Below are 19,489 nucleotides of genomic sequence, written 5' to 3' on the forward strand. Positions count from 1 at the left end.
AATTTTCTTGCCAAACACATGAAAGTTGAGTCAGGCTTTGTTAATGCTAACTTGCTTTTCTTCTACCCTATTTCTAGAACTTCTATTCAATGCAATCCACTCGACTTTTTCTAGTTAAGATGTAATTTAAGCAGAAGTTATGTACAAAGCCTAAGCAATAGCTATAGACACAGAAAAAACACCAGGCTTATCAGAAATTATTGGGAAATTATCGCTAGTTAAATGAAAAGAGTCCTGCCAAAAATTGAGTAGCGTGAGTTCGGGATAAACTGAGATCCGCCTTCTACGGTCATGGAATTCAGCTGTTTTTTAACTGTGTTTGCGTCATTTCAGTCTATTATTAATCCTTAACGTCCTTAAGCAAACTGACGTTTAATACATTCCAAATTACTGCACTTCGCAAAATCCTGCGAACGTACTTTGGCAGGTATGGTGCCGATAAAATTTCTTGCCCTGTTTTTGATTGCTTTTTTCCGAGTAAAAGTAGTTAACTTTGCTGAGTTATCAACTACTTTTATTTAATATCGAAAGCTACAATCTTAACTGTTTTAGAATTTTGCAATTTTTGTCCGTATTTAGAGCAAACACCTAGAAAAACGCTGCTCAAACAAGAATTTTACCTAACTAGTTCTTACTGCATTGAATGTGAATCAGTCTTGTCTGTAATCGTTCCCTGAATTCGCTCCAGTGCAGCAGAATTATAGCAACCGCCAGAGCGGTTAGGACGCTAGGTGTAGGACATGCTCCATTGCATCGCGTAGACAATCTTGCCTGGTCGAGTTGCTTGCGAATTCGACTTTTAAGCCAAGACCAGCATCGCTCAATCTTATTGAAGGCCGGTGAATACGCAGGCATAGAGAACAACCATATTGCAAATTAAAAAATGACAGCATCCGCCCACAACAATTTCTCTTGTTTTACTTCAATGTCAGTCGCTTGAGTGTAGTCTGCAAAAGCTTGTTTAAATTCACGAATGTAGCTGAAGCGTTCTGTGCCTTGAAGATGAAAGAAGTCCTGTTGATCTGTAATCGCTTTCCACTTCATTTGGTAGAGATCGGAAACTTGAACAGTATGTCCTTCCTTTCACTTCAACAGGTATAAGTCCTAAAATAAGCAGTTGGTTGATAGCCCATTCTTTGATATACCGGAAAGCCAGCAGGAGTTGCATGTAAAGCAGTACGTTTTTTGCCATAGCGTTGCTCTGCCTGTTCTAAAGAGTGCCGAATAACGGCTTCAGCATAACCCTGATTTCTATAATCCGGTAACGTTGCAACCAATCCTAGATAAAATTCATCGTTTATCAGAAACGTTATCGCCGTTGATACGGGTTGATTTTCCACAAAACCCAGTGTACCAAATACCGTTTCTAAAATTTCGCGAAAAGGTGCAAGAGGAAGATTAGAACTAATCACATTAATGTCAGCGACAGCTCGTCTCATCTCCAAGTTATTCACACTAACATAGTTTAATTTTGAACTATGTCTTGTTGAAGGAAGCAGTTGCTCAGTAGCCATACCAGCCATCCTGAGTAAGGGAACAAGCCCCTGTCGAGCAAAGACTTCATCGAGCTGAGGACTAAGGAACTCTGGTATCGAGTCTTCAGCGACTATCATCCACCAGGGCTGATTGCGCTTTTTAGCATAATCATAAGCCATTTTTATTTTTGTTTCTAGCTCAACCTCGTCACGGACAGATTCAGTAAAAAAGACAGCATTGATAAAGAAATTATCTGTACCGCTCCAGGTGATGACTAACTCATTTGCTTCTAAAACTTCTCCTTCAGGACATGTACTGGCGAAGTAACTCCAAGCATTAATAAATTGTTGATTTGATGCAAAAGTCTCGGACTTTAACATGACTCATAGCTCCTTATCGCTGATTACCTAAGTTGAACCAGATTTTCTTCAGTCAAAGTGTGATTGATGGAAACAGCAGCGAGTGTCCCACTTGCTACTGCTACGGCGATCTGTGAATAAGGACTAGACACATCGCCCACCGCATAGAGTCCAGGAATCGAGGTTTGCTTAGTCTCATCCACTTGTACAATGTCATTTGTGCCAAATTTACAACCTAACTTTGTAGCTAGATGGCTGTGCTGATACGATGGAGGGCGCAGCAATATACCGCGACGGGGCAGTACTTCATTGTTCGTAAAGACGATCCCTGTTAGTTTGTCGTCTTGATATTCGAGTCGAGCAATTTTTTCTTCGCGTAGCTCAACTCCCCAATTTGATAACTGCTGTCGTTGCTCATGAGTTAATTCGGCAGAACCATCTGAACAGAGCACTAAATCGCGGCTCCAGCCGGTCAGCCTGAATGTCATTTCAAGTCCTACCTCACCTCTGCCATAAATCGCTAAAGGTTGATCTCGCACTTCCCAACCATGACAGTAAGGACAGTGGAAAATGCTGCTACCCCAGAGTTTTGCGAATCCATCAATTGCCGGAAGTGAATCTTTCATACCCGTAGCTAACAGTAGTTTGCGACCGACAAATTGGTTGCCATCACTCAGGGTCACTTGAAAGTGATCGCCCAATTTTTGAGCATCGACCACTTCACCCACCTGAATTTCAACACCATCATAAGAACGCAATTGCTCTCGTCCAATTTGCAGCAGTTGTGCAGGTGAAATTCCATCTCTAGAAAAGAAACCATGGGCAGCATGGGCAACTTGATTGCGTGGCTTTCCAGCATCACAGACCAAGACTCGTTTGCAGGCTCGTCCGAGCATCAAGGCAGCAGTCAAACCGGCTGGACCGCCACCGACGATGATGACATCAAAAACATCAGTCCGTAAGTTAACGTTCATAGCTTGTTCTACGTTGTTGGTATTGAGTTGGCAGTAAGAGAAAATTGGAACCTAACATCGAGTGGGTTAGGCGATCGCAACTGCCTGGAGCCAATGCTACAGGGGGCAATCAGCGTGGAACCGATCGTCATGCCAAAGAAAAACCTTCCACAAGCATCTACAGGGTTCTCTCTTGAGAGAAGATGAAGAAGGCGATTGGTCAAAAACTATCCACTTTCTTCAAGCAGCTTTGCCCAGCAAAGGCACTCAGGTACTAATCCCACTTCTAAAATCAGAACTGCTAGGTGGTAAACCCACGATGTCTGCATAGGCGGCAGCAATCGCGCAAACACTGAGCGGAATCGTCACTAGCAGACCCACACCCAGCAGCAAAACACCCGCTAGATTTAGTAGTACCAATACAAAAGCAAAGCCAAAGAAAGAGAACCAATTTTTGGAAATCAGCTTGCGGCTAAACTCCATCCCATCCCAGAAGTTCATCTTCTTTTCAAGTACTAAGGGCAGTGCAAAGATGTAGGCGACTGCCAGATAAAGACCCGGAATGAGAAGCAGTAACAATCCAATACCAATGACCACGCTAGAAACGATACTGACCAGGAAAAGCGGCAGGTAGTTATTAAAACCCCTGAAGAAATCACCAAACGTTGTGGCTCGATTTTTCAAAAGTTTAAATGCCACGATTAAAAATCCTGCATTTAAAGGAGCAGAAATTAAGAGGCTGATGAATGCCTCCAGAGGGACAGATTGGCTAACTATGGCGATCGCAAGGTTAATCAAGAAAAACACAAGTGTAAAGCCAACAAACCCAGCAGGATTTTTCTTGAACGTTTTCCAGCCGCTGCCAATGTACTCGCTAATCTTAACTGTGTAGCTTTTCTGAAGTATGCCTTCAAGCCCCGTTGACCCGTAACCTTTCATAATCGTTCTCTCCAAAATGTTGTCGGCATTGAGTTGGCAGTAAGAGAAAATTGGAACCTACCATCGAGTGGGTTAGGCGATCGCAACCGCAGGGAGCCAACGCTACAGGGGTCAATCAGCGTGGAACCAATCGTCATGCCTTCAGTTGCGACACCATAACAACACGGTTTTTAGCCTGAAATACCCCCCAGCATGGCAATCAATCCGCAGGCAGCAACTACTGTGAGCGCACCCCACTTAAACGGCGGGTTTCTATCTAGCCAATCCGTGAAGCTGGGTACACTCAACTTACCAAAGTCGCCCTCTACGGTGTCGTAACCAGAAATTGGGGCATATAGGTTGTCGGGTGCATCTGCCGATTTTGGCTCACCTGTCAGTTGAGCGGTAAAGCCAACCTGGAGAAATAAGCGATCGATAATCGACGGGGCAATGCGTTGCAGCATCTCTAATACTCGCCCCATATCACCCACAACAAAGTCACGGGTAGGATGCTCAGCCACATATAAAATGGCATCAGCAACGGTGCTGGGTTTGTTGTAAGGCGGTAATCCAGCAGGCGCTACTCCCAGCTTCGTCCGAATTTTGTTGAAAATGGGTGTATTCGTGATGGCGGGCATCACATTAGTGACGCTGATCGGCTGTTTCTGGTACTGCAATTCAATTCTCATGGAATCTAAAAAGCCTGCTACGCCGTGCTTGGAAGCTGCATAGGGACTTTGTAATGGAAACGGAACTCTTGCTGCTAATGAGGAAACATGAATGAGTGCGCCACCTCCCTCTTTTTTGAGGTGCGGTAGAGCCACCATTGCGCCATAGGCCTGTCCATTCAGGTTGACATCAATGACTCTTCTAAATTCCTCCGGTGTGATTTGGTCAAACGGTGCAACGATGCTGGTTCCAGATAGATGTACCCAGGTATCGAGTCGTCCGTAAGTGGCAATGGTCTGATCGGCGATCGCTTTCACCTGTTCAAATTCGCTGACATCGGCAATGACAGCGATCGCTTCTCCACCCAACTGTTTAATCTCCTCCACCAACGTTGCCAACCCAGACTCGCTACGAGCAGCAACAACAACCTTTGCGCCTCTTTTGGCAAACCGCAGGGCTGTCTCTCTGCCAATTCCACTAGAAGCGCCAACGATGGCGACTACTTGCTGACTGATAGGCTTTAATTTCATGGGTTCTACTCCTAAAATTGAATTTCTTTGAATACAGTCCACAATGCTTGCGGCGAATAATTGCCAATGCTTAAACCGGGGTTCATCCCTCTGAGAAAGATGTCTCACAGCAACGTCTAGTGTCAGTCCTTGAGGAACGATAGAAGGTCGTTGGTGAGTTGTTCCTTGTGCGTATCTGTAAAACCGTGGGGTGCGCCTAGATACACTTTTAGGATGGAATGCTTCACTCCGACTGTCGCTAGCGAGAGGATTAGTTGTTGGCAGTTTCAGGGTTTTCGTCAACGGATTTGGCGGAAACTGCTCCACGCCTCCTCGACGAGATAGTAGTCCTGATTTTGATTGTCTTGATCAGCTTGCTGTGAATCCGCCATCTACGACTAGAGGTTGGCCAGTAATGTAGCTGGCAGCATCAGAGCAGAGAAAAACCACGGCTTGAGCGATTTCTTCTGCCTGACCCATGCGTCCCATTGGCACCATAGACGCTAAAGCATCTGCCGTGCTGCCCAACTTGTCAGTGAAGCGATCCGTCATCTCAGTCGCAATCAAGCCAGGATTAATCGCATTGATCCGAATACCCTGTTTGGCATAGTCGAGCGCTGCCCCTCGTGTCAGCCCCATGACCGTATGTTTACTCGCGCTGTAAATAGATACCCCTGGAAACGAAACTAAACCTCCGACTGAGGAGTTGTTGACAATCACTCCAGATCCTTGAGACAGCATTTGCCCAATCTCATGTTTCATACACAAAAAGAGTCCCCGCACGTTGATTGCCATGAGTTTGTCAAAGTCTTCGATCAATTGTTCATGCAGGGGTTTTGGAGGTAGATCAATCCCTGCATTATTGAAGGCACAATCGAGGCGTCCGTAAGTCTCAATTGTCTTCTGAACTAACGCTTTGACATCTTCCTCACTCGATACATCTGAACGTACAAATAAACATTCAGCGCCAGCATGACGAATCATTGCAGCGGTTGCCTCTCCTTCTGGGTCGCGTCTGCCTGAAAAAACAACCTTTGCACCTGCGGTTCCCAGTGCGAGAGCAGTTGCTTTACCGATTCCTGACGTGGCTCCAGTGACTAAAGCGACTTTGTTCTCAAGTGTGATCATTCTTACCTCTGCTTTAAAGTTGATACGAGTGAAAGGTTAAACGTTCCAGTTTCTCGTGGCGATCGCTTCTCCACCCAACTGTTTAATCTCCTCCACCAACGTTGCCAACCCAGACTCGCTACTCTGAGAAAGATGTCTCACCTCAACGTCCGGTGTCAGTCCTTTAGGAACGATAAAAGGTCGTTGTTGAGTTGTTCCTTGTGCGTGTCGGTTAAACCGTGGGGTGCGCCGGGATAGATCTTCAGGGTGGAATGCTTCACCAGTTTGGCGGCTGCGATCGCAGCCGCCCCAATCGGCACAATCTGGTCATCATCACCATGAATAATCAGCGTTGGCACATTAAACTTTTTGAGGTCTTCTGTGAAGTCGGTTTCAGAAAATGCTTTGATACAGTCGAAGGCGTTCTTGTGTCCCGCCTGCATTCCCTGAAACCAGAACCAGTCAATCATGCCGGGGGAGACGTTAGCACCCGGACGGTTGAAGCCGAAGAAGGGACCGCTAGCGAGATCTTTGTAGAGCTGCGATCGGTCAGCCAGGGAGCCAGCGCGAAGCCCATCGAATACCTCGATCGGTAGCCCGTCAGGATTATTCTCTGTCTTCAGCATCAGTGGCGGCACAGCCGAGATCAGTGCGGCTTTTGCAACTCGCGCTGTGCCGTGGCGACCGATGTAGCGGGCAACTTCACCGCCACCTGTAGAGAAACCAATTAAGGTAGCTCCGCTCAGGTCTAGCGTTTCAATCAGCGTCGCCAGGTCGTCAGCATAGGTATCCATCTCGTTTCCGTTCCACGGTTGGCTCGATCGCCCATGCCCCCGACGGTCATGAGCGATCGCCCGAAACCCGTGGTCTGCTAGAAACAGCATTTGAGCTTCCCAACTATCAGAATTCAAAGGCCAACCGTGGCTGAAGACAACGGGTTGTCCTGTACCCCAATCTTTGTAGTAAATCTGTGTGCCATCTTGCGTTGTGATTGTGCTCATGGAATTCCTCCTGAATCGCTATGGGTTAGGTTCAAGGCGAACAAAGGCGCTGACTCGACATTTACCTCGTTGTTCTCATTCTTCAAGAGACATTCCATTTACACCACGCAAGTTCTTTGAGTTAAGCTGCAACTTATGGTGAAGCTTAGTATTTTTCAGGAAGAAGACCCTGATTCAGTGGCTGTCTCTTATATTTAGTGGTTTCAAAGAATCATCGACCCGACATCGGATGCGCTTCTGGTTGGTTGTGCCAGCCGTGGTCGCGCAAATAAGATTCAAAGTCCGTCGGTGCAGGAAAATCACGTTTCAACTGTTCTAAATCCGCTGCGTAGCCGACGTTCTCAAACCAGCGATACATCATAGTCAATTCCTCTCCAATTTGCTGCTCAAACGCTTCAAACGGAATTTGTTGGTATTGGACAGTTTTTCCTAAAACACGGCTGAACGCAGCAGCGATTTCCGGCATGGTCATGTCCACACTGGCAAGTTCAATTTCGCGGTTCATGAAGTCTGCGGGGCGATCAAATACATCAGCGACCATCTCCCCATAATCTTCTTCAGAAAGCTGCTGCAACTTCGTCTCAGGACTCAATGGCTGAAAGAGCGTTCCGGTCTCAACCATCGGGCGCATCATGTTGTAGTTGTAGAAAAAGAAAACGGGTCGCAGGATTGTGTAGGGCAACTCGCTGGCTCGGATATATTCTTCGACTTGAAACTTGCTGTCGAAATGCGGAACACCTGTGTTGCGTTCGGCGCTACCCACCGAACTGTAGACGAAGTGCTGGATGCCCGCCACTTTCGCCGCGTCTGCAACCGCTTTGCCCTGACGGATTTCGGTGTCTAATCCATCTTGAAAGATCTGTAGCGAAAAAACACCGTAGGCATCTTGCAAAGCGCGATCGAGGGAAGCGCGATCGTTGAGATCTCCGACTACGAGTTCTGCGCCTGCTTGTTGGAGGGCAAGAGATGCAGGCTTGTTTGGGTCACGCACCAAGGCGCGAACCTTGAAATTGCCGCGTTGCAAAAGATGACGGGCGATCGCGCTTCCCTGATTGCCTGTAGCGCCGGTGACTAAGATAAGTCGTTCTGCGTTGATTGACTGTGGCATAGGATTCCTCCTGAATCGGTATGGATTGGGTTCAATGCGAACGAAGGCGCTGACTCGACATTTACTTCGTTGTTCTCATTCTTCAACAGACATTCCATTTAGCCCACGCAAGTTCCTTGAGTTAAGCTGCAACTTATCGTCAAGCGTGGGATTTTTCAGGAAAAAAGACCCTGATTCAGTGGCTGTCTCTTATATTTAGTGGTTTCAAAGAATCATCGACCCGACATCGGACGCGCTTCTGGTTGGTTTTGCCAGTCGTGATCGCGTCGATACTGGAGCCAACCAGGTGTTAGTAGACACAGGTTCAGGGGAATTGTTTGGGGAACTAGGCGGCAAGCTACCAAGGTCGTTGCAGGCAGCAGGCTATACAGCCGATGAGATCGATATTGTTCTCATTACTCATATCCATACCGATCACAGTGGTGGTTTGGTTGTAGGTGGTCAACCCATGTTTCCTGCTGCTACGGTCTATGTCGGCAAACCCGATATTGATTTTTGGCTTAACCCTGACAATGCAAAGCGATCGCCAGACTATCAAAGATATTTCAACGAGGCAGTTAAGACAGTCAAACCCTATCTGGATATGGGTAACCCCCTTCTGTCACTCTCGGAAAACAATAAATAGCAGTGCTGTTGAAGCATTGTTTCCATCCGTACACCCAAGCAGCACCCAACGAAGTTTGGGGCTTTTAGCTATTCTCTAGCAGGAGTGACAGAAGGGGGGTAATTGAGGGGATCATACGTGAACTGGGTCATCAGGCTAAATATGGAAATGCGATCGCCTACTATCAAGCGATCGCATCATATTAAGGTATCTATGCAAAGGATACTTAGATCAGAGCTGACAATAATCTCTAACTAAGGCACTTTGAGGTCCATGATGATGCCCCAGGTTATGGGACCAACGACTCCTTGAGTATTGGAAAGGCGTTCTCCGTCACCATTCTTCTGTAACTGAATCACGGCAGCTTTGGTTTTGGAGCCAAAAATACCATCAGCCAACCCCAAACTGAATCTTTTTGTTAACAGCGCTTGCTGCATCCGTTGCACAGCATTGCTGCTATCCCCTTCTCGCAAGAAAACTCCAGGCTGATTTTCTGGCCAAGTATATCCCATTGCAGTCCAGGTTGCTGCTCCGACAATGCCATCAGCTACTAGATTTTTGGATTGCTGAAAGCGAATCACTGCTGCTCTAGTCACGGGGCCGAACTGAGCATCAGGCGCGTTGGCAGTGAACTTGCGTATTTGCAGAATGTATTGTAAATCGGTAACTTCTGCCCCAATTGACCCTTGTTGCAAAATAATGACAGGTTTCTGTTGAGTGGTAGTAGACATGGAAATTCTCCTTAAAGTTGTAGTTGTGAGTGGTTGACGAATCAATTGAATGAGCTGAGTTCTCTTACATTGGTTCGCATTGCAGTGCTTTTACATTGCGGAGGTAGTCGAGCTTAGGTGCATAGTTTCCTGGGCAGTAAACATAGACAATGTTTTCGGAGTCGCTGATAACTAAGCGGTAAGCAGGTGGAACATCTCCTTGGCCTTCGCCAATTTGCTCAATCTGAGGAGCAATCTGAGAGGCAGATTGGGCTGAGACTGGAAGCTGGAAGAGAAGGGTGAAACTGAGAACGCTGAGAAAAGCGATAGAGAGCAGAACGGCTTGGACGATGCAATGAGAGTTAAATCTCATGATTAGTTTCCTTGCTGTAAATGTGGTTGGTTAGTCGATATATTCGATGATCAGTAAGGAGGTGCGATCGCTAGCAGAGATTCTAGAGATGAATATCCACCAGGGCTGAAGAAGATAGAGTAGTAGAGTCCCCATAATCTTCTTCAGAAAATAAGTCGTTCTGCGTTGATTGACTGTGTCATGGGATTCTTCCTGAATCGCTATGGGTTGGGTTCAATGCGAACGAAGGCGCTGACTCGACATTTACTTCGTTGTTCTGATTCTTCAACAGACATTCCATTTAGCCCACGCAAGTTCCTTGAGTTAAGCTGCAACTTATCGTCAAGCGTGGGATTTTTCAGGAAAAAAGACCCTGATTCAGTGGCTGTCTCTTATATTTAGTGGTTTCAAAGAATCATCGACCCGACATCAGACGTGCTTCTGGCTGGTTCTGCCAGTCGTGGTCGCGCAAATAAGATTCAAAGTTGGTTTGTGCAGGAAAGTCACGTTTCAACTGTACTAAATCCGCTGCGTAGCCGACGTTCTCAAACCAGCGATACATGATAGTCAATTCCTCTCCAATTTGCTGCTCAAACGCTTCAAACGGAATTTGTTGGTATTGGACGGTTTTTCCTAAAACACGGCTGAACGTGATAGTTAATTCCTCTCCAATTTGCTGCTCAAACGCTTCAAACGGAATTTGTTGGTATTGGACGGTTTTTCCTAAAACACGGCTGAACGCAGCAGCGATTTCCAGCATGGTCGTGTCCCCCCTGGCAACTTCAATTGAATATTCAAGGCGCAACGGGGTTGACAACTGCTCTAAAAACAACATTGGGAGCATTAGGAGCACTAGCATAATCATCGCTAGGCTGTAATGCTCCAGTCTCTCCAGTGGAAAATCGCTTTAACTTGTCGCTTAATTAGCGGATCTTGAGTAGTGCAAATGGGTGAAGTTTTACAAACTAAGTTTATGTTGCATCAATTTTCAATCACTACTGGGATATCTCGAATATGTTTTTTAGATTTGCCATAGCTCTTATCACCGCAGGGTTAATTATTGCAACCTCAATTATGTTTCCGGGAATTACCGCAGAGAAAACGGTAAAACCTCAAGTGCCGGGTGTCTATCAATTCAAGTTAGGCGATTTCACAATTACCGCCCTCAGCGACGGCACAGTGCCACTGGATCTGCATCCCATCCTGACCAATACGAACCAGGCAGAAATCGATCGCCTACTGCATCAAAGTTTCCTTAAAAACCCTGTTGAAGCTTCGATCAATGTCTTTCTCATCGATACTGGAGACAAGCAGGTATTAGTAGACACAGGTTCAGGAGAATTGTTTGGGGAACTAGGCGGCAAGCTACCAAGGTCATTGCAGGCAGCAGGCTATACAGCCGATGAGATCGATATTGTTCTCATTACTCATATCCATACCGATCACAGCGGTGGTTTGGTTGTAGGTGGTCAACCCATGTTTCCTGCTGCTACGATCTATGTCGCCAAACCCGATATTGATTTTTGGCTTAACCCTGCTAATGCAAAGCGATCGCCAGACTATCAAAGATATTTCAACGAAGCAGTTAAGATAGTCAAACCCTATCTGGATATGGGCAAGCTGAAGCCGTTTTCGGGTGAGACGGTGATTCTACCTGGAATTACCGCACGCCCCACACCAGGACATACACCCGGACACAGTTTCTTCTTGGTGGAAAGCCAAGGCGAGAGCATCGAGTTTTGGGGCGATATTGTGCACGTCGCCTCGGTTCAATTTCCGAAGCCCGAAATCACGATCGACTTTGACGTTGATCCTAATGCCGCAGCAGCGCAACGGGCAAAACAATTTGCCGATGCAGAAAGATCCCGTCGTCTCGTCGCAGCTGCCCATGTCTCTTTCCCAGGAATCGGTCATATTCGTGCAGACAATCAGGGCTATGCTTGGGTGCCTGTGGACTATCGCTGGCGTGAATGATGAGGTTGCGCCGCAAAAAGAATAAGACATCGAAGCGTCCAGATATTCCGCTATTTATCGTTAGATCCCCCGACCCCCCTTGAAAAAGAGGGGGGCTTAAGAGTTCTCAGGTCGGGTAAGAGGGAACATGTCAATGAGCACGCCATGTTAGCTGTTGGCAATCGTAACGGCTCGATTCACATACATGTCCTTGGTCAACTGCTCTATGACGAACGTGGCCAGATCGGCGCGGGTTACCTGTCGGCCCTTCTCTACACCTGCAAGCACGCGCACGGAGCCGACAGCGGGCTGGTCATTCAACACGGCGGGGCGAACTAGCACATAGGGGATTCCTGCCTGTGCGATTTCCCGTTCCATGGCAGCCTTATCCGCTGTAGATCCACGCAGGAAGGTGGGCAGCAGCAGCAGCCGGAACAGTAGTGTTGCCTGCGCCGTGCTGTCCCCCACACCCAAAGCCGAGATCGCGATGATCCGGCGTGTGCCGTGCTTCTTTGCGGCTGCGACGACAGCGCGAGCAACCCGTTGTTCGATCTCCGTCTTCCGCCACGGCGTCTTGCCGCCGACTGTATCGATCACAGCGTCTTGGTCAGCTGTCGCGTGGGACATTGTCGCTTGGTCGGTTGCATCCCCAGTGAGAACGCGAACGTTAGGCGGGGCGTTGTATTGAGCACTATCGCGGATGAAGGCTGTCACAGTGTGGCCGGCGGCAACGGCCTGCTCCACCACTTGTCTTCCGGTCTTGCCCGCCGCTCCAATCACTAAGACATTCATTGTGTTACCTCTTTGGGGTGTATCGCAAATATTAGGTCAATGGTTAAGGTGAGAAGCCTAAAACTGCCCTCATTGCTTGCTATACCTACTCCTTCTCTAGAAATGACAGCACTTTTTGCCTAATGTCATCTTTGCTGAATGTTTGGTGGTATTGCCACTACTCCTTGAGTTATCGGAACCTGGAGAGAACGATGACAGAGTGGACAGGACAAGTAAACGGATCTTTTGTCTTTCAAAAGTTTTTGCGGCACAGCCAGCTTCTTTACTCTGCGGTTGCGGCGTGCTCTATGATTCTAACGACAGCATCTGGATATAGCTTTTGCCATAAGTCCCAATCCGATGGAATTTGACGTAACTTTTCACTACGGCTCGTCATTGCTGGAAAGCTACTCTCTCTCTAAGTTCTCACACTGATTAACTAATTATCAGGGACAACAGATGGACTCAGCGCAGTCTGTTGGCGATTAGAGACCCCCTGCTTCCCTGCCCAAATTTTAAGTATTTGTACTTAAAACATCCCACCGCTAGCTGCTTTAGCAATCGCGTTTGAGCCACTCCCGGAATAAATATTTTTCTGGCGGGAAGGGAGTAAGTCACACTGACAAGGGCAAGCGTTTCGAGCTAGATTGCCCCTGGTGACAGCTTCGCTCTTTCTTCCCCACGAGAGCGTATTTCAGTCCCCAGCCATTTGCAGGTAGCGATAATGAATCCAACCAGGACGAGCAGCAAGCTTTACCCATTTGCCAGAAGAGGAGGTTACTCTGACGTTGACATCATGTTGGTAAGGGATGACACCAATTCTTCGATAATTAGAACCAGGGCCAGAGCGGATGACGACTCCATTTGGGGCAGTTACCAACACTGTGCAAACAGGTTTAATACCTGGTCTTAGCCGACATAGTTGTTCGGCTGGGCTTTGAACTTGAGTAGCAACGGCTGGCACCGTGGAGTTAGCTGCAATTAGTGTTAAAAATGCTAAGGCAGTCAGTTTTAAGTTGAATTTAAGCATGATTTTACCTCGTTTGGATGAGCAGCTTGTTAATCTGAGATAGACTCTTTTGCAAGGGTGCCGGAGACTGAGCAATCTCCACGGGAACTGGCATCAAGATGGAGAATATGAGTCATTTGATTAGCCTCAACTTATGAAACAGTTCGGTAGAGAAAAAAACTTGCAATCCTTGACGAAGGAGGAATCGCAGAATAAACTCAAGAATCAGAAAGGATTGAGTTGTACAAATTAAATGTGCTTCCTTCTTGTATCTTCCGACTTGATAAGTTTTGGAGTGCTTGCAGGTTGAGTAACTACGCTAACTTCTCCCTGTGCAGTTTTATTCACAAAGTAGGTGATTCCTCGATAGATCAATCTATAAGCTAGTGGTTGTACAGGAACTTCACTCTGCTTTGTATTCGGATCGAATCGATAGGTAACCCCCCGGTAAATCAAATTATAAGCGGGACCAGAGCCACGAACTTGCTTAAAAGGCTGTCTTCGGTTTTGGCTTTCAAGCTTCGAGGGGTCGTATTCGTAGCTAACACCGCGATAGTGAAGTTTCATGGTTTCACCTTTTGAATAAATGTAATAGGTTGGGTTCAAGGGGAACGAAGGTGCTGACTCGACATTGTTGTTCTCATTCTTCAACAGACATTCCATTTAAACCACGCAAGTTCATCGAGTTAAGCTGCAACTTATGGTGAAGCGTGGTATTCTTCAGGAAAAAAGGCACTGATTCAGTGGTTTGCAATTCGTACAAAAGTATGCAACCCGTTATAAAAAAGATTCACTTTGCCCTTTTCCTCAACCCCCACCCCACCGGAAAACTTCGAGTTACCCTTTCACGGGTGGATAATAATTTATCGAAGCCGCTCCAATCGAGCCTGGTGTGAAGAGAGAGGAATTAGACTCAGTGGACTTCCCAAGGGAAGTCCGCCAGTAACTGTCAGTTAGGAAAAGAAATACAAGGGGTAGAAGATGAGAGAGTTCCCATCGCAGAGCAATCGCAGAAGTTTTCGGTCTACTGACATTACCCTATTTTTCAAACGGTCGATGGCTCAAGAACACACGCTTCGATCAGTCTGAGCACCTCCATCTCCGTGTTGTGGTTCGCGAACTCCAGCGCCAGCTCTTTTGCCCGCTCACTATACACAGGGTTGTCGAGAACTTCTCTGGCCGCTGCACGTAAGTCCTCTGCCGTTGCCTGATTGGTTCTCAGGTCGATTCCGACACCAGCCCACTGCACATGCGCCGATACCTCCCCCTTGTCCTCTGTCATCCCTGCCGAGACTATCGGAATCCCATGCGCCAGCGCCAGATTTACCGTGCCATATCCTCCGTTCGTGACCAGCAGATCCACACTCTGCATAATCAATTCGTAAGGCAGAAACGACGCAAGATAGGCATTTGCCGGAATCTCGGTAAGAATCGACTCGATCGGTTGTCCTCCCGTACTTACCAGAACGATCACGTCCTCTTCCTTGGCCAGTCCAGTCAACGTCGGACCAATGAGTTGCCCGAAATTTCGGTTCGCGATCGTTCCCTGAGTCACAAGAACTAGGCGCTTTGTCCGATCAAGTTCATGCCACCACGTTGGCAGCGCCGGCTGCCCTGGTGGCATCGGTAGAAGACCGATATAATGCACAGGCGACGAGGAGGACGAATCATCCGAATACTGGAAACTCTCGATTCCGTGTTGCAGATAAAGATCGGGCAGCACAGACATGCTCTCCTGGGGGGAAAACGGTAGCGGACCGCAGCCAAGTTCGGCTAGGGCCTTATCTACCCCAGCCTTAGCTGGCTGATGAAACACACGCTCTCGTCTCTCACGTTCTGCAAGCTGCTCTTTCTGGGACATGCCCGGTTGTGGCAGACTCGCACTGAACAGATTCAGTAGCGAAACGCCCAGATGCACAATCGCGGGACGTTCCTCGCGTGCTCCCAGAAGCATCGGCAGCGTACCGAAGAACAACGAATCTGCCACAATGACATCCGCCGGAAAGTCTTGCAGAGCCTGCTTGAGTCCTGCTGCCTGCCCGCCGATCTTTTTCGCGAAGAAATATTCGAGGTCGAAGGCTGCCATCTCCAGTCCTGGGTTTGGATTCTTCGCCTGCTTCAGCTCCAAGAAGAAAGCCATCGCATCAGTGGAACTGTTGGTTTCCGGAGGCTCCGGAGTAAACGGCACCCCTGCCGCCTCCACCATCGGCCTCAACTTAGGTGCCGTCTGTACAACTACGTCGTGATTGTGTTTTATAAGAATGTTGGCGACGGCTAGCAGTGGATTCAAATGGCCTAGGCCGGCTGTTGATGCAATTAATACTTTCATTGGAAATCCTTTACTATGGTTCGGTCACATCTTCAAGCGGTTGCTTTACTCAGGGATTCTTGCAAGACGGTCTTCCGGATTTGGGCTTCCAAATACCGCCCTATTTGTTTTCTTGATGGTCTGATTGACCACCAAAGTAGTTAACCTAGCTTTCAATCATGTCTTCATTCTTCAACAGACATTCCATTTAGCCCATGCAAGTTCCTTGAGTTAAGCTGCAACTTATCGTGAAGCGTGGTATTTTTCAGGAAAAAGGGCCTTGATTCAGTGATTTGCAATTCGCACAAAAGGATGCAGTTCGTTATAAAAAAGATTCGCTTTGGCCTTTTCCTCAACCCCCACCGGAAAACTTCGAGTTACTCTTTCCGGGGTAGATAAAATTTATCAAGTTGTCAAGGTTCTGTTGTAGCCTCAAATTGTGAAATAGTTTGGGAGAGACAAAAACTTGGAATCATTGACGAATGAGGAATTGCAGAATAAACTCAAGAATCAGAAAGGATTGAGTTGTACAAATTAAATGTGCTTCCTTTTTATATCTTCTGACCTATAAGTTTTGAAGTGCTTGCAGGTTGAGTAACTACGCTAACTTCTCCCTGTGCAGTTTTATTCACAAAATATACGATTATTCGATAGATCAATCTATAAGCTACTGGTTGTACAGGAACTTGACTCTGCTTTGTATTCGGAGCAATACGATAGGTAACTCTACGGTAAATCAAATTATAAGCGTGACCAGAACCACGAACTTGTTAAAGGGCCGTCTTCTGTTCTAGCATTCAAGCTCCGAGGGGTCGTATTCGTAGTTATATAACTCTTAATTGGGATCGTGAACCAAAATTTTGTCCCTGTACCAAGAAAGCTAATAACTCCAATTTCACCACCATGAGCATGGATGATTTGACGGCACAAGTACAATCCCAATCCTAAACCTAAAGAATTTCGTATATGGGAAGAACGAAAGTACAGCTCAAATAGGCGCTTACATTGTTCTTCCGACATCCCTACGCCGTTATCCTCAATGCTACAGCGTATCATTTTTGATCCGGCTGTAGCACTCAGCGTTATCATCAACCCAGACGGATTATGTTTAATTGCATTTGTAATTAGATTACTAAAAACGCGCCATAGTTGAGTTGAATCAGCAGCCACCAACGGTAAATCTTCAGGCACTAAATTCTTCAGCATGGCTTGATTTTGTTCCAAGATTGGTTCTAAGTCAGCCACTGATGAACTGACCAACCCACTGAGTTGAATGAGTTCAGTGTGGAGGACAATGCCTTGCACATCATTTGCATGAGCTTCGAGTAAGGAGTTAATCAGTTGAAGTTGGTGATCGCTCCCTTGCACCATCCGTTCTAAAATCGAGCGGGGTATAGCAATCGTTGCATCTGGCTTTTGCAGTAAATTATTCAGCACCATTAATGTGCCTATCACGGGGTTACGCAAATCGTGAGAAACGCCATGTAAAAACACCTGTGATTGCCGTTTCGATTCAAACTCACTGCGGTGTAAGCGTTCGTACAAACACACACCAAGGTCACAGATCAAGCAAATCCAGAAATAAAAGACAAAAATTATGATGTTATGGAGAACAGGATTTTCAACCTCTGGATTACTCAAACCCAGTAATGGCTTGACACAAAAATAGTAGCCTATCGTTGTCACTTGCGAGACTAAATGAAGCTGCCAATTTACAGGAATTAACGTTGCTTGTGCCGGAAATACAATCGTCCAAGCGATAAGTACAGGATCGACCTTTCCTTGCAGTGTGGCTTGAATTTGTGGAAGCAGGGTGATTGACCAAGAACAGCATAAGAAAAGCCGTTTCGGGTAACGAGATGCCCAAGGGGATTTCAGCAAAATTAAGCATAACAGCAGACTCAGCTCGATAGTAATGTAAATCATGAGATCGATTAAATTCTCTTCCTGGCTTACTGCTTCGTTCGGATTATCTGAAGCATTAAGAACGGATGTAATACACAAACCTAAGATGAGAAAGGTTAGGCAGGCAATAATAGCAATCCATACAAACCAATGGAGTCGATTCAACATGAAGCGACACCGCCATGCCTGATATTCGGCTGAGTTACCAGCTTGCTGCACTCTCGCCAAAACCGAGCTTACCGTTTTAGCAAATCGATTTAACGGCATTTTGTAACGCATTATTGGAATAGTTCTCATTATTTATAGCTAAAGGCTCCAAGGCAGAAGATTGACTGACCAAGGTTTCAGTATTTGGCAAGAATCCTAATCGCCTTGGCAACTGCTATAACACCGCGATAGTAAAGTTTCATGGTTTCACCTTTTGAATGAATGTAATGCGTTGGGTTCAAGGCGAATGAAGGCGCTGACTCGACATTTACCTCGTTGTTCTCATTGTTCAACAGACATTCCATTTAGCCTATGCAAGTCCCTTGAGTTAAAGCTGCAACTTATCGTGAAGCGTGGTATTTTTTCAGACTTTTAGCATCGTATTGACATATATCCGTAACGGATATAGTATGAGGCATGGATAAAAAGAATACAACCAATAAACCCCTTACCCCAGCTGTGTTTCATATCCTTCTCGCACTCTCCACACAGGAGAGACATGGCTATGAAATCATGAAGCAGGTCGAGTTGGATTCACAGGGAAAAGTAAAGATGGGGCCTGGAACGCTCTACGGCTCGCTTGGTCGCATGATCGAGGCGGGATTGATACGTGAGAGTGACAAAAAGATAGACCCAAAAATGGACGACGAGCGGCGGATCTACTACAGAATCACCGGGCTCGGTAAAAAAGCACTCGCTGCGGAATTGGAGCGATACCGCGAAGTTCTGATGGTTGCTCAACAAAGACGGATCTTTCCGAATACTTTTGCCTAGGAAATATGAACGAACGCTTAATACGACGATACCGCAACTGGTATGCAAAACTGCTTCGCCTCTACTCGAAGCCTTACTATGAGCGCTTCGGTGAGGAAATGAAGCAAACTTTCACCGATCTTCTCCGAGAGCGTGCAGAGGAAGGACAAGGATTATTTGGTTATGCTCTTTGGCTGTTCGTCGAAACATCCGCGGGAATTATGAGAGAGAACATAACATATATCATTATGCAAAACAAAAACATTATTTGCCTTGCATTCGGGACAGCATTCATATTGCTGATGCCCTTGATAGCGATGCTGTTTACCAATCAAGTCGTCTGGGATTTGACCGACTTCATTGTCGCTGGTACCCTCATCTTTGGCACGGGTCTCGCCTATGAACTGGTAGCCAGGAAAGGGGGCACTATGGCGTACCGAGTAGCTGTCGGCATTGCACTCGCAGCAGCGTTCCTCCTCGTCTGGATGAACCTTGCCGTTGGTATCATCGGGTCTGAGGACAACCCTGTTAACCTGATGTATTTCGGAGTGCTCGCCATTGGAATCCTCGGTGCCACCATCGCGCGTTTACGGCCACAGGGAATGGCACGTACGTTGTTTGCAACAGCACTCGCTCAGGCATTGGTTCCTATGATTGCACTAATTATCAAGAAACCCCAAGTGACCTCGGTGGAAGCATCCATAGGTGTGTTGGGTGTATTGGGTCTGAATGCGTTTTTCGTCATGATGTTTATCGGATCTGCTATGCTGTTTCGGCGTTCCCGAATCAGGCTATGAACTGGAGCTGATTCTATGCA

The 19,489-nt window shown here is 46.8% G+C and carries 21 protein-coding genes and 4 pseudogenes; 6 read left to right on the forward strand and 19 right to left on the reverse strand.

Translation table 11 applies throughout. From position 1 onward, the window contains the following. Nucleotides 1-719: 719 nt before the first annotated feature. The 4 genes and pseudogenes from NC996_RS19200 to NC996_RS19215 form a co-directional block, all read right to left on the reverse strand. Nucleotides 720-864: pseudogene (locus NC996_RS19200) on the reverse strand (transposase); the annotation flags it as partial. Nucleotides 865-876: 12 nt separating this feature from the next. Beyond that, nucleotides 877-1,068 (reverse strand): annotated as a pseudogene (locus NC996_RS19205) (flavodoxin family protein); the annotation flags it as partial. A 20-nt stretch (nucleotides 1,069-1,088) separates the two neighbouring features. Beyond that, the gene (locus NC996_RS19210; RefSeq protein WP_190685237.1) at nucleotides 1,089-1,856 is read right to left on the reverse strand and encodes a GNAT family N-acetyltransferase; all 768 of its coding nucleotides are present in this window, start codon (nucleotides 1,854-1,856) and stop codon (nucleotides 1,089-1,091) included. A 23-nt stretch (nucleotides 1,857-1,879) separates the two neighbouring features. Further along, nucleotides 1,880-2,809, reverse strand: a complete 930-nt coding sequence (locus NC996_RS19215; RefSeq protein ID WP_190685240.1) for an NAD(P)/FAD-dependent oxidoreductase — start codon at nucleotides 2,807-2,809, stop codon at nucleotides 1,880-1,882. Nucleotides 2,810-2,853: 44 nt separating this feature from the next. On the opposite strand from NC996_RS19215, the gene NC996_RS19220 reads away from it, so the two are divergent. Then, nucleotides 2,854-2,985: a hypothetical protein gene (locus NC996_RS19220; RefSeq protein WP_277879741.1), complete on the forward strand. Its 132-nt coding sequence runs from the start codon at nucleotides 2,854-2,856 to the stop codon at nucleotides 2,983-2,985. 70 nt (nucleotides 2,986-3,055) lie between these two features. On the opposite strand, the gene NC996_RS19225 is transcribed toward NC996_RS19220, so the two are convergent. The 7 genes and pseudogenes from NC996_RS19225 to NC996_RS19255 all read right to left on the reverse strand — a co-directional run bounded on the left by NC996_RS19225 (nucleotide 3,056) and on the right by NC996_RS19255 (nucleotide 8,100). Beyond that, a complete protein-coding gene (locus NC996_RS19225; protein ID WP_190685243.1) occupies nucleotides 3,056-3,727 on the reverse strand; it encodes a glycerophosphoryl diester phosphodiesterase membrane domain-containing protein in 672 nt (223 codons plus the stop codon). Next, on the reverse strand, nucleotides 3,724-3,864 hold the full coding sequence (locus tag NC996_RS19230) for a hypothetical protein (protein WP_190685245.1): 141 nt from the start codon (nucleotides 3,862-3,864) through the stop codon (nucleotides 3,724-3,726). Before NC996_RS19230 ends, NC996_RS19225 begins: the two co-directional genes overlap by 4 nt. A 33-nt stretch (nucleotides 3,865-3,897) precedes the next feature. After that, nucleotides 3,898-4,905, reverse strand: coding sequence for an SDR family oxidoreductase (locus NC996_RS19235; RefSeq protein WP_190680258.1), 1,008 nt, complete (start codon nucleotides 4,903-4,905; stop codon nucleotides 3,898-3,900). Nucleotides 4,906-5,027: 122 nt separating this feature from the next. After that, nucleotides 5,028-5,132 (reverse strand): annotated as a pseudogene (locus NC996_RS19240) (alpha/beta hydrolase); the annotation flags it as partial. Nucleotides 5,133-5,253: 121 nt separating this feature from the next. Next, on the reverse strand, nucleotides 5,254-6,012 hold the full coding sequence (locus NC996_RS19245) for an SDR family oxidoreductase (RefSeq protein ID WP_190685249.1): 759 nt from the start codon (nucleotides 6,010-6,012) through the stop codon (nucleotides 5,254-5,256). A 155-nt stretch (nucleotides 6,013-6,167) separates the two neighbouring features. Further along, complete coding sequence (locus tag NC996_RS19250) at nucleotides 6,168-6,992, reverse strand: alpha/beta hydrolase (RefSeq protein ID WP_190685252.1); 825 nt, start codon at nucleotides 6,990-6,992, stop codon at nucleotides 6,168-6,170. Between the two features lie 211 nt (nucleotides 6,993-7,203). After that, complete coding sequence (locus tag NC996_RS19255; RefSeq protein WP_190685255.1) at nucleotides 7,204-8,100, reverse strand: NmrA/HSCARG family protein; 897 nt, start codon at nucleotides 8,098-8,100, stop codon at nucleotides 7,204-7,206. Between the two features lie 238 nt (nucleotides 8,101-8,338). Between NC996_RS19255 and NC996_RS19260 the strand changes: the two genes are divergently transcribed. Then, entirely contained in the window at nucleotides 8,339-8,725 is a 387-nt protein-coding gene (locus NC996_RS19260; RefSeq protein ID WP_277879742.1) for an MBL fold metallo-hydrolase, read from the forward strand. Nucleotides 8,726-8,958: 233 nt separating this feature from the next. Here the strand turns inward: NC996_RS19260 and NC996_RS19265 are convergent, their stop codons facing one another. The 3 genes from NC996_RS19265 to NC996_RS19275 form a co-directional block, all read right to left on the reverse strand. Further along, the gene (locus NC996_RS19265) at nucleotides 8,959-9,435 is read right to left on the reverse strand and encodes a peptidoglycan-binding protein (RefSeq protein WP_190685259.1); all 477 of its coding nucleotides are present in this window, start codon (nucleotides 9,433-9,435) and stop codon (nucleotides 8,959-8,961) included. A gap of 64 nt (nucleotides 9,436-9,499) precedes the next feature. Then, nucleotides 9,500-9,787: a hypothetical protein gene (locus NC996_RS19270; RefSeq protein ID WP_190685262.1), complete on the reverse strand. Its 288-nt coding sequence runs from the start codon at nucleotides 9,785-9,787 to the stop codon at nucleotides 9,500-9,502. 394 nt (nucleotides 9,788-10,181) lie between these two features. Continuing rightward, nucleotides 10,182-10,625 (reverse strand): hypothetical protein, encoded by a 444-nt coding sequence (locus NC996_RS19275; protein WP_348260010.1) that lies wholly within the window; start codon nucleotides 10,623-10,625, stop codon nucleotides 10,182-10,184. Between the two features lie 155 nt (nucleotides 10,626-10,780). Between NC996_RS19275 and NC996_RS19280 the strand changes: the two genes are divergently transcribed. Further along, nucleotides 10,781-11,740 (forward strand): MBL fold metallo-hydrolase, encoded by a 960-nt coding sequence (locus NC996_RS19280; protein ID WP_190685265.1) that lies wholly within the window; start codon nucleotides 10,781-10,783, stop codon nucleotides 11,738-11,740. A gap of 147 nt (nucleotides 11,741-11,887) precedes the next feature. Here the strand turns inward: NC996_RS19280 and NC996_RS19285 are convergent, their stop codons facing one another. The 3 genes from NC996_RS19285 to NC996_RS19295 all read right to left on the reverse strand — a co-directional run bounded on the left by NC996_RS19285 (nucleotide 11,888) and on the right by NC996_RS19295 (nucleotide 14,066). After that, nucleotides 11,888-12,511 (reverse strand): NAD(P)H-binding protein, encoded by a 624-nt coding sequence (locus NC996_RS19285; protein WP_190685268.1) that lies wholly within the window; start codon nucleotides 12,509-12,511, stop codon nucleotides 11,888-11,890. Between the two features lie 673 nt (nucleotides 12,512-13,184). Next, nucleotides 13,185-13,520 (reverse strand): SH3 domain-containing protein, encoded by a 336-nt coding sequence (locus tag NC996_RS19290; protein ID WP_190676298.1) that lies wholly within the window; start codon nucleotides 13,518-13,520, stop codon nucleotides 13,185-13,187. A 228-nt stretch (nucleotides 13,521-13,748) separates the two neighbouring features. After that, nucleotides 13,749-14,066 (reverse strand): DUF4278 domain-containing protein, encoded by a 318-nt coding sequence (locus tag NC996_RS19295; RefSeq protein WP_190685271.1) that lies wholly within the window; start codon nucleotides 14,064-14,066, stop codon nucleotides 13,749-13,751. Nucleotides 14,067-14,360: 294 nt separating this feature from the next. Here NC996_RS19295 and NC996_RS19300 point away from each other — a divergent pair. Further along, nucleotides 14,361-14,453: pseudogene (locus tag NC996_RS19300) on the forward strand (transposase); the annotation flags it as partial. Between the two features lie 91 nt (nucleotides 14,454-14,544). On the opposite strand, the gene NC996_RS19305 reads toward NC996_RS19300, so the two are convergent. Next, the gene (locus tag NC996_RS19305) at nucleotides 14,545-15,828 is read right to left on the reverse strand and encodes a glycosyltransferase (protein WP_190685274.1); all 1,284 of its coding nucleotides are present in this window, start codon (nucleotides 15,826-15,828) and stop codon (nucleotides 14,545-14,547) included. Between the two features lie 720 nt (nucleotides 15,829-16,548). Beyond that, a complete protein-coding gene (locus NC996_RS19310) occupies nucleotides 16,549-17,979 on the reverse strand; it encodes a HAMP domain-containing sensor histidine kinase (protein ID WP_199303064.1) in 1,431 nt (476 codons plus the stop codon). A 357-nt stretch (nucleotides 17,980-18,336) separates the two neighbouring features. Here NC996_RS19310 and NC996_RS19315 point away from each other — a divergent pair, with 357 nt between their 5' ends. Both NC996_RS19315 and NC996_RS19320 read left to right on the forward strand, forming a co-directional pair. Next, nucleotides 18,337-18,693: a PadR family transcriptional regulator gene (locus NC996_RS19315; protein ID WP_190685277.1), complete on the forward strand. Its 357-nt coding sequence runs from the start codon at nucleotides 18,337-18,339 to the stop codon at nucleotides 18,691-18,693. A gap of 227 nt (nucleotides 18,694-18,920) precedes the next feature. Further along, nucleotides 18,921-19,469: a hypothetical protein gene (locus NC996_RS19320; protein WP_190685312.1), complete on the forward strand. Its 549-nt coding sequence runs from the start codon at nucleotides 18,921-18,923 to the stop codon at nucleotides 19,467-19,469. The last annotated feature ends 20 nt before the right edge of the window (nucleotides 19,470-19,489 follow it).

Origin of the sequence: Trichocoleus sp. ST-U2, assembly GCF_039961875.1 — a bacterium.
GTDB lineage: Bacteria > Cyanobacteriota > Cyanobacteriia > Cyanobacteriales > FACHB-T130 > FACHB-T130.

Coding starts and splice junctions, on each gene's coding strand:
- NC996_RS19280 (WP_190685265.1), top strand. CDS start 10,781: ATGTTTTTTAGATTTGCCATAGCTCTTATCACCGCAGGGTTAATTATT.
- NC996_RS19305 (WP_190685274.1), bottom strand. CDS start 15,828: ATGAAAGTATTAATTGCATCAACAGCCGGCCTAGGCCATTTGAATCCA.
- NC996_RS19275 (WP_348260010.1), bottom strand. CDS start 10,625: ATGCTAGTGCTCCTAATGCTCCCAATGTTGTTTTTAGAGCAGTTGTCA.
- NC996_RS19245 (WP_190685249.1), bottom strand. CDS start 6,012: ATGATCACACTTGAGAACAAAGTCGCTTTAGTCACTGGAGCCACGTCA.
- NC996_RS19255 (WP_190685255.1), bottom strand. CDS start 8,100: ATGCCACAGTCAATCAACGCAGAACGACTTATCTTAGTCACCGGCGCT.
- NC996_RS19270 (WP_190685262.1), bottom strand. CDS start 9,787: ATGAGATTTAACTCTCATTGCATCGTCCAAGCCGTTCTGCTCTCTATC.
- NC996_RS19320 (WP_190685312.1), top strand. CDS start 18,921: ATGCAAAACAAAAACATTATTTGCCTTGCATTCGGGACAGCATTCATA.
- NC996_RS19315 (WP_190685277.1), top strand. CDS start 18,337: ATGGATAAAAAGAATACAACCAATAAACCCCTTACCCCAGCTGTGTTT.
- NC996_RS19215 (WP_190685240.1), bottom strand. CDS start 2,809: ATGAACGTTAACTTACGGACTGATGTTTTTGATGTCATCATCGTCGGT.
- NC996_RS19295 (WP_190685271.1), bottom strand. CDS start 14,066: ATGAAACTTCACTATCGCGGTGTTAGCTACGAATACGACCCCTCGAAG.
- NC996_RS19230 (WP_190685245.1), bottom strand. CDS start 3,864: ATGACGATTGGTTCCACGCTGATTGACCCCTGTAGCGTTGGCTCCCTG.
- NC996_RS19285 (WP_190685268.1), bottom strand. CDS start 12,511: ATGAATGTCTTAGTGATTGGAGCGGCGGGCAAGACCGGAAGACAAGTG.
- NC996_RS19235 (WP_190680258.1), bottom strand. CDS start 4,905: ATGAAATTAAAGCCTATCAGTCAGCAAGTAGTCGCCATCGTTGGCGCT.
- NC996_RS19265 (WP_190685259.1), bottom strand. CDS start 9,435: ATGTCTACTACCACTCAACAGAAACCTGTCATTATTTTGCAACAAGGG.
- NC996_RS19290 (WP_190676298.1), bottom strand. CDS start 13,520: ATGCTTAAATTCAACTTAAAACTGACTGCCTTAGCATTTTTAACACTA.
- NC996_RS19250 (WP_190685252.1), bottom strand. CDS start 6,992: ATGAGCACAATCACAACGCAAGATGGCACACAGATTTACTACAAAGAT.
- NC996_RS19225 (WP_190685243.1), bottom strand. CDS start 3,727: ATGAAAGGTTACGGGTCAACGGGGCTTGAAGGCATACTTCAGAAAAGC.
- NC996_RS19210 (WP_190685237.1), bottom strand. CDS start 1,856: ATGTTAAAGTCCGAGACTTTTGCATCAAATCAACAATTTATTAATGCT.
- NC996_RS19310 (WP_199303064.1), bottom strand. CDS start 17,979: ATGCCGTTAAATCGATTTGCTAAAACGGTAAGCTCGGTTTTGGCGAGA.